This is a genomic window from Sulfitobacter sp. HI0129, assembly GCF_001635395.1.
GTDB lineage: Bacteria > Pseudomonadota > Alphaproteobacteria > Rhodobacterales > Rhodobacteraceae > Sulfitobacter.
Window position 1 is genome coordinate 1 of record NZ_LWGH01000348.1, and the last position, 9,412, is coordinate 9,412.

Annotated in this window: 8 protein-coding genes; 7 read left to right on the forward strand and 1 reads right to left on the reverse strand. The window is 63.8% G+C overall.

From position 1 onward, the window contains the following. The 7 genes from A3764_RS08800 to A3764_RS08830 all read left to right on the forward strand — a co-directional run. Positions 1 to 502: acyl-CoA dehydrogenase family protein (locus A3764_RS08800; RefSeq protein WP_269085016.1), on the forward strand; the 502-nt coding region annotated here is incomplete at its 5' end. Next, a complete protein-coding gene (locus A3764_RS08805; protein ID WP_067919914.1) occupies positions 499 to 1,539 on the forward strand; it encodes an enoyl-CoA hydratase/isomerase family protein in 1,041 nt (346 codons plus the stop codon). The genes A3764_RS08800 and A3764_RS08805, both read left to right, overlap by 4 nt. A gap of 8 nt (positions 1,540 to 1,547) precedes the next feature. Continuing rightward, positions 1,548 to 2,423, forward strand: a complete 876-nt coding sequence (mmsB, locus tag A3764_RS08810; RefSeq protein ID WP_067919927.1) for a 3-hydroxyisobutyrate dehydrogenase — start codon at positions 1,548 to 1,550, stop codon at positions 2,421 to 2,423. A 171-nt stretch (positions 2,424 to 2,594) separates the two neighbouring features. Beyond that, entirely contained in the window at positions 2,595 to 3,806 is a 1,212-nt protein-coding gene (locus A3764_RS08815; RefSeq protein WP_201722109.1) for a transketolase, read from the forward strand. Positions 3,807 to 3,972: 166 nt separating this feature from the next. Then, a complete protein-coding gene (locus A3764_RS08820; protein WP_067919916.1) occupies positions 3,973 to 5,190 on the forward strand; it encodes a hypothetical protein in 1,218 nt (405 codons plus the stop codon). A 140-nt stretch (positions 5,191 to 5,330) separates the two neighbouring features. Beyond that, entirely contained in the window at positions 5,331 to 5,648 is a 318-nt protein-coding gene (locus tag A3764_RS08825) for a DMT family transporter (protein ID WP_067919918.1), read from the forward strand. Positions 5,649 to 5,666: 18 nt separating this feature from the next. Beyond that, the gene (locus tag A3764_RS08830) at positions 5,667 to 6,287 is read left to right on the forward strand and encodes a cysteine hydrolase family protein (protein WP_067919920.1); all 621 of its coding nucleotides are present in this window, start codon (positions 5,667 to 5,669) and stop codon (positions 6,285 to 6,287) included. Positions 6,288 to 6,364: 77 nt separating this feature from the next. On the opposite strand, the gene uvrA is transcribed toward A3764_RS08830, so the two are convergent. After that, entirely contained in the window at positions 6,365 to 9,259 is a 2,895-nt protein-coding gene (uvrA, locus tag A3764_RS08835) for an excinuclease ABC subunit UvrA (protein WP_067919922.1), read from the reverse strand. Positions 9,260 to 9,412: the final 153 nt, after the last annotated feature.

The window sequence follows — 9,412 nt, forward strand, 5'->3', positions numbered from 1 at the left end:
CTGCGTGATCCCCGCCGGGAACCTCGTGGGCGAAGAGGGCAAGGGATTCAAATACGCGATGATGGGGCTCGATGGCGGGCGGCTCAATATCTCGGCCTGTTCGCTGGGCGCGGCCCAGACGGCGATGAACGCCACGCTGGACTACATGGGCGAACGCAAGGCTTTCGGCCAGACCATCGACCAGTTCCAGGGGTTGCAGTTCCGCCTTGCGGACATGGAGATCGAGTTGCAGGCAGCGCGCACCTTCCTGCGGCAGGCCGCGTGGAAGCTGGACAGCGGTGCGCCGGACGCCACGCGCTTTTGCGCCATGGCCAAGAAGTTCGTGACCGAAACGGGCAGCCGCATCGTGGACCAGTGCCTGCAATTGCACGGCGGCTACGGCTACCTTGCCGACTACGGGATCGAGAAGCTCGTGCGCGATCTGCGCGTGCATCAGATTCTCGAAGGCACCAACGAAATCATGCGCGTCATCGTGGCCCGCGACATGCTGAAGAACAGATGAGCGATATCGACATCCGCAAGAAGGGCCGCGCGGGCCGCATCACGCTGACCCGGGCCAAGGCGCTCAACGCCATGACCTACGAGATGTGCCTTGCCATCGAACGGGCGTTCGACGACTGGCGCGACGACGACGAAGTCGAGGTGGTGATACTGGACGCGGAGGGCGAGCGGGCCTTCTGCTCTGGCGGGGATATCGCGGAGCTTTACGCGACCGGCACCAAGGGCGATTACGCCTATGGGCGGAAGTTCTGGGCCGATGAATACCGGCTCAACCACAAGATATTCAGCTATCCCAAACCCGTCGTTTCCTTCCTGCAGGGCTTCACCATGGGCGGGGGCGTGGGCATCGGCTGTCACGGCACGCACCGCATCGTGGGCGAGACGAGCCAGATCGCCATGCCGGAATGCGGCATCGGGCTGGTGCCCGACGTGGGCGGCTCGCTTCTGCTGGCGCTGGCGCCGGGGCGGCTGGGCGAATACCTTGGCCTGACGACGGCGCGCATGGGGCCTGCGGATGCGATCCATGCGGGCTTTGCGGATATGTTCATCCCTGAACAGAAGTGGCCGCAGCTTATCGATACGCTGGCGCGCTCGGGCGATACCACGGTGCTCGATCCGGCGGTGGAGGATGCACCCGCGGGCACGCTGAAAGAGGCTCAGACACAGATCGATGCGCTCTTTGCCGGGGAGGCGCTGGAAGACATTGGCCGCACCCTCGCGGCAGATGACAGCGATCTGGCCCAGGACGCCGCCAAGAAGATGAGCCGCAACAGCCCGCTGTCGATGGCCTGCACGATCGAGATTCTGCACCGGCTGCGCGGCCCATCCGCCACCATGGAAAAGGCGCTCGACCTCGAATACCGCTTTACCTACCGCGCGATGGAAGACGGCGACTTCCTCGAAGGGATCCGCGCCGCGATCATCGACAAGGACCGCAACCCCAAGTGGCAATTCGCGGACCGCGACGTGCCCACGGCGGCGGTTGCGAAAATGCTGCAACCCCTGGGCGCCGACGCCCTGAAACTGGAGGATCACTGATGGCGGGCATGACAATCGGATTTATCGGGCTGGGCAACATGGGCGCACCAATGGCGACCAATCTGGCGCGGGCCGGTCACACTGTACGCGGCTATGACGTGGCAGGCACCACGGCAGAGGGTGCGACAGCGGCAGGCTCCATCGCCGAGGCAGTGAAGGACGCCGATGTGGTCATCACCATGCTGCCCAACGGGTCGATCCTGCGCGATGTCGCAGCCGAAGCAATCCCCCATATGGCCAAGGGCAGCCTTTTCATCGATTGTTCCACCGTGGATGTGGAAAGCGCGCGCAACACCGCCGAGGCGGCGGAAAACGCAGGGCTGCTGGCCGTGGATGCTCCGGTATCGGGGGGCATCGGCGGCGCGTCGGCGGGCACGCTGACCTTCATGGCCGGCGGGTCGGAGGACGCCTTTACCAAGGCGAAGCCGCTTTTCGACATCATGGGCCAGAAGGCCGTCCACTGCGGCGAGGCGGGCGCCGGTCAGGCGGCCAAGATCTGCAACAACATGATCCTCGGCGTGACCATGATCGCCACCTGCGAAGCCTTCGCGCTGGCGGACAAGCTAGGCCTCGACCGGCAGAAGATGTTCGACGTGGTCAGCACCTCTTCGGGGTACTCATGGTCGATGAACGCCTATTGCCCTGCCCCCGGCGTCGGCCCGACCTCACCCGCGGACAACGACTACAAACCCGGGTTCGCCGCCGAACTGATGCTGAAGGACCTCGGGCTGAGCCAGCAGGCCGCCGAAATGGCCGATGCCGATACGCCCATGGGTCAGCTCGCGCGGTCGCTCTATGCCAGTTTCGTGAATGACGAAGACGGCAAGGGCCGGGATTTTTCGGCCATGCTGCCCCGCTTTGAGGCGCGCGGCCATTCGGGCTGAGCGGGCATCCGCCCAGCACCCGGCGGGGCATCTTGCCACGCGCCGCAAGGCCGGGAACAACCGGAAGGGCGCAGCGTTAACGCTGCAAGACATGGGGCTTCGGCCCGCCCCGACATGTCAGAGAAGGGAGCCGCAAGACGCAGGCTCCCGCTGCCCTAACGGAGATCAGACATGAAAAAGACCACCTTCCCCCTCGCCGTGGCGCTGGCCATCGCCGCCGCCCCGGCCTTTGCCACACCGCCCGCATATGCCCCCCAGACGTCGATCCTGACGATCCCGGCCCCGCAGCCCGCACCCGGCGTGCTCTTGATCAAGGATGACAAGGGCGACAAGGAGGCGAAAAAACACGCCAAGGAAGCGCGCAAAGCTGCGGAGAAGGCAGAGAAAAAGGCCGAGAAAGCCGCCGAGAAGCGCGAAAAACACGCGGAAAAAGCCGAAGAAAAGCGTGAGAAAAAGGCCGAGAAGGCCGCCGAAAAGTTGGAAAAACGTGCCGAGAAAGCCGCCAAGGCCGAAGAGAAGGCCGTGAAGAAAGCGCTCAAGGAAGACCGAAAGGCGCACAAGGAATATCACAAACTGCTGGAAGAGGCCCGCGCCAGTGACCACTACGCCCGCCGCACGCTGCGCGACGAGGCCGAGCGCGAAACCCAGGCCCGTGCCGTTCTGCGCGCGGCGGCCCCCGAAAGCCGGGACATGGCCGCGCTGCTGTCCGCCGGGGCGCTGGCACTGCTGGGCGACCGCGTGGCCTTTGCCGAGGTGGAGGACGACGCGCTCCTCACCTATCGCAACTGTCCCCCGGGCCTCGCCAAGAAGGACCCGCCCTGCGTGCCGCCGGGCCTTGCCGCGCAGGGGGTGACCTATGAGGAATGGGTTTCCTACGACGAGGACGAGTTGGACCGCATCTACCTCGACCGGCGGCGCGGCTATCTCGAAGACCTCGACGATACCGATGCGCAGGCGGCCACCAATGATACGGTGGTGATCGAAGAGACCCCCCGCCGCATCGTTCGGCTGGACGACACCCCCGTCCCGGGCGAGCAGAAGCTGCTGCTGACCTCGGCCCAGATCGCGGAGCTTTACGATCTGCGCCCCGCCCCCGCGGGCCATCGCTATGCGCTGATCGACGGCCTGCCCGTCCTGCTGAACGAGGAGGACTATACCTCGCTGCTGCGGATCAACGAACTGGCGCTGAGCGCGGATGTGGCCGAGGGCGTGACCGTGGCCCCCACCGCAGCGCTCACGCAGGATGAACTGCGCCGCACCTACCGGCTGCCCGCGGCGGACCCCGGCTACAAGTACACCGTTCTGAACGGCGAGCTGATCCAGTTGCAGGATCAGGCCTTCGAGACGCTGCAACTGATCCGGATCGCCCGCGCGGTTCTGTAACGCCACAGGGGCCGCATGTCGGGCCTGTCGCCGCGGTCCTTCGGGAACCGGCGGCAGGCCCGCGCGTTGGGGAAACAGGACATGGGGCCCTCCACCGGCCCTTCCCGACATGACCTGCACATCACGCGCGGCGCCGTCGCCGTGCCAAGCCTGCCGGAGACATGAAATGACCCGTTCCCCCTTTGCCCGTGCTGCCGCCCTTGCCGCCAGTGGCCTGATCGGTACCGCCGTGAGCGCTGCCACCCTGCAACCGCTGCCGCTGCCCGCGCCACAGGATCATATCCGCCAGTCGCCCCCGGTGACGCATGTGCAGATGAACCTTGGCGATGCGCTCAACCAGGTGATCCGTCAGGTGGAAAAGGACGCGGGCAAGGTCGTGCGGGAGATCGAGAAGGGCAATATCCGGCTGGAGGACGGCAAGATCCGCGTGACCGGCGACGCGGCGGCCATGGTGCGCAACATCACGCGCCAACGCTCGGGTGAGGACCGCGACCGCGTGGCCCGCGAAGTGCTGTCCCGCCGCGCGCCCGAAGACCGCGACCTTGCCGCCATCCTCAGCAGCGTGCCTGCGGCCTTGCTCAGTCAGGGGCAGCGCGCCTCCGACCTGCCGGAGGAAGAATTGCTGACCTATCGCAACTGCCCGCCGGGTCTGGCAAAGCTCGATCCCCCCTGCGTGCCCCCCGGCCTTGCCAAACAGGGGGTCACCTATGAGCAATGGGTGTCCTACGGGCCGCAGGACTATGAAAACATGCTGGATGCCCGCCGCGACGGGGTAAGCGCGCTCGCCCCCGCGGTGAGCCGCCTGCCCCCGGAGGAAACCGTTCTTGCAAGCGTGAACCCCACCAACCGCAGCGGCCTGCCCGCCGCCATTCAGGACGATAACGCCCGCGCGGCACTGGCCCGGGGCCGCACCGATTCCACGCAGCGGAGCACAACGCGCGAGGACACCGCCAAGGTGGAAACCACGCGCAAGACCGAACCGGCACCCGAGGCTTTGGCCCGCGCGGAACCGAAGCCGCAACCTGCCACGCCCAAGACGAACCTGCTGCTCACCTCAGAGGAGATCGCGGAGCTTTACAACCTGCGCCCCGCCCCCGCCGGTCGTCACTATGCACTGATCGACGGGATGCCCGTTCTGCTCGATGACAAGGATTACAACTCCCTGTCGTCGATCAACGATCTGGCCCGCGCAGCACCGCTTGGCGAAGGCGTGCAGGTTGCCCCGACCGCCGCACTGACCCAGAACGAGCTGATGGCGACCTACAAGCTGTCGGCCCCCGAGCCGGGCTATAAATACTCGGTCCTCAACGGCGAAGTCATCATGGTCGAAGAACGCGCCTTCGAGACGCTGCAGCTTATCCGGATCGCCCGCGCGGCGTTATGAGGGGGGCCGAAGCCCATTTGGCCGTGGGCATCGCTCTTGACGGCTCACAGCAGATACATTAATCGGCCCCTCAATGCCTTCCGGGACGACCCGGTCAAGATGGGCTCACGTCAGGACGACCTGCGAATACGGGGGTCGAAATGGCTTGGATTTTTCTCCTTACTGCAGGTCTTCTGGAAATCGCTTGGGCGACCGGGCTGAAAAAGCTCGGGCAAAGCCCGACTTGGGCGACCGGTACATTGACCTCCCTTGCGATGATCTTGAGCCTTGTGACGCTCTATGTCGCGATGACGCGGCTCCCCCTAGGGATCGCTTACCCGATATGGACAGGCATCGGCTCTGTCGGTTCTGTCATGGTCAGCGTCCTGTTCTTTAATCAAAATCTTAGCTGGGCCAGCATTGTCGGCATGATACTGCTGCTTGCCGGAATGTTTCTGCTCGGCTCGGAAGCGCACTGAACCAAAAGGACTTTGCAAATGACGACGAAAGCAAAATTGCCGCGCAACCTGATCGAAGGCCGGCCCGCCCTGATCGTGATCGATATTCAGAAAAGCACATTTCTGGATAACAGCGAAGTACGATCCATCGATAACATGCCGGGCTACAAGGAGCGGATGATCGCCGCACGCGATCTGGTCGATGCAGCGCATCAAAACGATGTGCCGGTCATTTTCATTCAGGAGGTTCATCGGACGGACCTGATCGACTTCGGCCGGGAACTGGATGGCGACGAGGACGTGCATTGCCTCGAAGACGATCCGAGGACAGAGCTCGCAGAGGAGGAGATGGGATTTCGCCAAGGCGACTACGTGGTCCCGAAACGCCGTTATTCTGCGTTTTTCGGAACGGATTTCGAAATACTGCTACGAGGCCTGAAGGTAGATACACTGATATTGTGCGGTGGGCTGACAGATGTCTGCGTCCACTACACATTCGTGGACGGGCACCAGTCGGATTATTTCTGCAGGGTCGTGGCGGATTGCGTGGCAGGATCGTCTGTCGAAGCGCATGAAGCCGCTTTGAAGGCGATGGAATACCTGCAAACCGGCGCAGTTCAGGATCGTGCAACTGTGATCGAAGCGATCTCAGCCCTCTGAGGCGCGCGTCAGGGAGCCGTGTTGCGTTGGCTCTCGCCTCCCGTTCGCGGAGGGGGGCGATGCCGGTACAGTCTCCCCTACTCCGCCGCCACGTCCTGCGGTTTGCGACGCCCCGTCAGCAGAGGTTCCAGATAGCGGCCGGTGTGGCTTTCGGCGAGTTTGATCACCTCTTCCGGGGTGCCTGTCGCCACCACGCGGCCGCCGCCGTCGCCGCCTTCGGGGCCGATGTCGATAATGTGGTCCGCCGTCTTCACCACGTCGAGGTTATGTTCGATCACCACGACCGAATTGCCCTGATCCACCAGTTCGTGCAGCACTTCGAGCAGCTTGCGCACGTCTTCGAAATGCAGACCCGTTGTCGGCTCGTCGAGGATATAGAGCGTCCGCCCGGTAGAGCGTTTCGACAGTTCTTTTGACAGTTTCACACGCTGCGCCTCGCCGCCCGACAGGGTCGTCGCCTGCTGGCCGACCTTGATATAGCCCAGCCCCACACGCATCAGCGCATCCATCTTTTCGCGGATCGACGGCACGGCGGCAAAGAAGGTCTGGGCATCCTCCACCGTCATGTCGAGCACATCCGCGATGGACTTGCCCTTGAACTTGATCTCCAGCGTTTCGCGGTTGTAACGCGCGCCCTTGCAGGTTTCGCATTCGACATAGACATCCGGCAGGAAATGCATTTCGATCTTGATGACACCGTCACCCTGACAGGCTTCGCAACGCCCGCCCTTGACGTTGAAGCTGAAGCGCCCCGGCTTGTAGCCGCGCGCCTTGGCCTCCGGCAGGCCGGCGAACCAGTCGCGGATCGGGGTGAAGGCGCCGGTGTAGGTCGCGGGGTTTGACCGCGGCGTGCGCCCGATGGGGCGCTGGTCGATGTCGATCACCTTGTCGAGGTGCTCCAGCCCCTTGATGGTCTGGCAGGGTGCCGGGGTCTGCCGCGCACCGTTGAGGTTCATCGACGCGGTCTTGAACAGCGTCTCGATGGTGAGCGTCGATTTGCCCCCGCCCGAGACGCCGGTCACGCAGACGAACTTGCCCAGCGGGAAATCCACGGTGACGTCCTGCAGGTTATTGCCCGTGGCCTTGACCACCTGCAGCTTCTTCTTGTTTCCCTTGCGGCGGGTGGCGGGCACGGCAATTTCGCGCGCGCCGGTCAGATACTGGCCCGTGATTGAATTGCCGTCGGCGGCCACCTCTTCCGGGGTCCCGTGGCTGACGACCTGCCCGCCATGCACACCCGCGCCCGGACCGATGTCAAAGACGTAGTCGGCCTCGCGGATCGCTTCCTCGTCATGTTCGACGACGATGACGGTATTGCCCTGATCGCGCAGGTTCTTGAGCGTCTGCAACAGGCGGTCATTATCGCGCTGGTGCAGACCGATGGAGGGCTCGTCGAGCACATAGAGCACACCGGTCAGGCCAGAGCCGATCTGGCTGGCCAGACGGATACGCTGGCTTTCCCCGCCACTTAACGTACCACTTGAACGAGACAGCGTAAGATATTCCAATCCAACGTTATTCAGGAAGCCGAGCCGCTCCCTGATCTCTTTCAGAATGGCGCGCGCGATCTCGTTCCGCTGGGGCGTCAGGTAGTCCGGCACGCGCTGGCACCAGTCGAACGCCTCCCGGATGGACATCTGCACCACCTGGCCCACGTGCAGCAATTCGTCCGCGCCCCCCTTCGCCGGGCCGATCTTGACCGCCAGCGCCTCGGGCCGCAGGCGGTAGCCGCCACAGGTGCCGCAGGGACGGTTGTTCTGATAGCGCTCGAACTCCTCGCGGATCCAGTTGCTGTCCGTCTCGCGGTAGCGGCGTTCCATGTTGGGGATCACCCCTTCGAAGACGCGGCTCACCTCGTAGACGCGCCCGCCCTCGTCATAGCGGAACTTGATCTCTTCCTTGCCCGAACCGTAAAGAAACACCTGCTGCACCTTTTCCGGCAGGTCTTTCCAGCGGGTCGACTGGTTGAACTGGTAGTGCTTGGCGATGGCTTCGATGGTCTGCTTGAAATAGGGCGATTTACCCTTGCGCCAGGGCGCCAGCGCGCCGTCGTAGATCTTCAGGTTCTGGTCCGGCACGACCAGCCGTTCGTCGAAAAAGAGCTCAACCCCAAGACCGTCGCAGGACGGGCAGGCCCCGAAGGGCGCGTTGAAAGAAAACAGGCGCGGCTCGATCTCCGGAATGGTGAAGCCGCTGACCGGGCAAGCGAATTTTTCCGAAAAAGTAGTGCGCTCCGGCTCACCCTCCGCAGGGGCGGTTTCGATGACGGCGATGCCGTCGGCAAGGTCCAGCGCGGTGCGCAGACTGTCGGCCAGCCGGGTTTCCAGCCCCTCGCGCACGACGATCCGGTCGACGACAACGTCGATGTCATGGCGGAACTTCTTGTCCAGCACCGGCGGCTCGTCCAGCTCGTAGAATTCGCCGTTGACCTTCACGCGCTGAAAGCCCTGCTTGCGCAACTCGAGGAATTCCTTGCGGTATTCGCCTTTCCGGTCGCGGATGATGGGGGCCAGCAGATAGGCGCGGGTGCCCTCCTCCATCGTCATGATGCGGTCGACCATGTCCTGCACCTGCTGGGCCTCGATCGGCTTGCCGGTGGCGGGGCTGTAGGGCGTGCCGACCCGGGCAAAGAGCAGCCGCATGTAGTCGTAAATCTCCGTCACCGTGCCGACGGTGGAGCGCGGGTTCTTCGACGTGGTCTTCTGTTCGATGGAAATCGCGGGCGACAGGCCGGAGATGTGATCCACGTCCGGCTTCTGCATCATGTCAAGGAACTGCCGCGCATAGGCCGACAGGGATTCGACATAGCGGCGCTGGCCTTCGGCATAGATCGTGTCGAAGGCGAGGCTGGATTTGCCGGACCCGGAAAGCCCGGTGATCACGACAAGCTTGTCGCGTGGAATATCCACGTCGATGTTCTTGAGATTGTGCTCGCGCGCGCCGCGCACCTCGATATTCTTCTGCTCAGCCATCCGGACCCCCGTTCACGGGTCTGTACATAGGGGCGGCGGGCGGATTCTCCAATGGGCAAAAGCGAACCAAAGGCGAACATGCGTCAGGGGCCGCGCAGCCGCCCCAACAGCACATGAGCCCCCAGCCCCGCAAGAAAGGCACCCCCCGCCAAA

Bases quoted from the DNA above. Each gene is read 5' to 3' on its own strand.
- A3764_RS08830 (WP_067919920.1), top strand. From the start codon at position 5,667: ATGACGACGAAAGCAAAATTGCCGCGCAACCTGATCGAAGGCCGGCCC.
- A3764_RS08820 (WP_067919916.1), top strand. From the start codon at position 3,973: ATGACCCGTTCCCCCTTTGCCCGTGCTGCCGCCCTTGCCGCCAGTGGC.
- mmsB (WP_067919927.1), top strand. From the start codon at position 1,548: ATGACAATCGGATTTATCGGGCTGGGCAACATGGGCGCACCAATGGCG.
- uvrA (WP_067919922.1), bottom strand. From the start codon at position 9,259: ATGGCTGAGCAGAAGAATATCGAGGTGCGCGGCGCGCGCGAGCACAAT.
- A3764_RS08825 (WP_067919918.1), top strand. From the start codon at position 5,331: ATGGCTTGGATTTTTCTCCTTACTGCAGGTCTTCTGGAAATCGCTTGG.
- A3764_RS08815 (WP_201722109.1), top strand. From the start codon at position 2,595: ATGAAAAAGACCACCTTCCCCCTCGCCGTGGCGCTGGCCATCGCCGCC.
- A3764_RS08805 (WP_067919914.1), top strand. From the start codon at position 499: ATGAGCGATATCGACATCCGCAAGAAGGGCCGCGCGGGCCGCATCACG.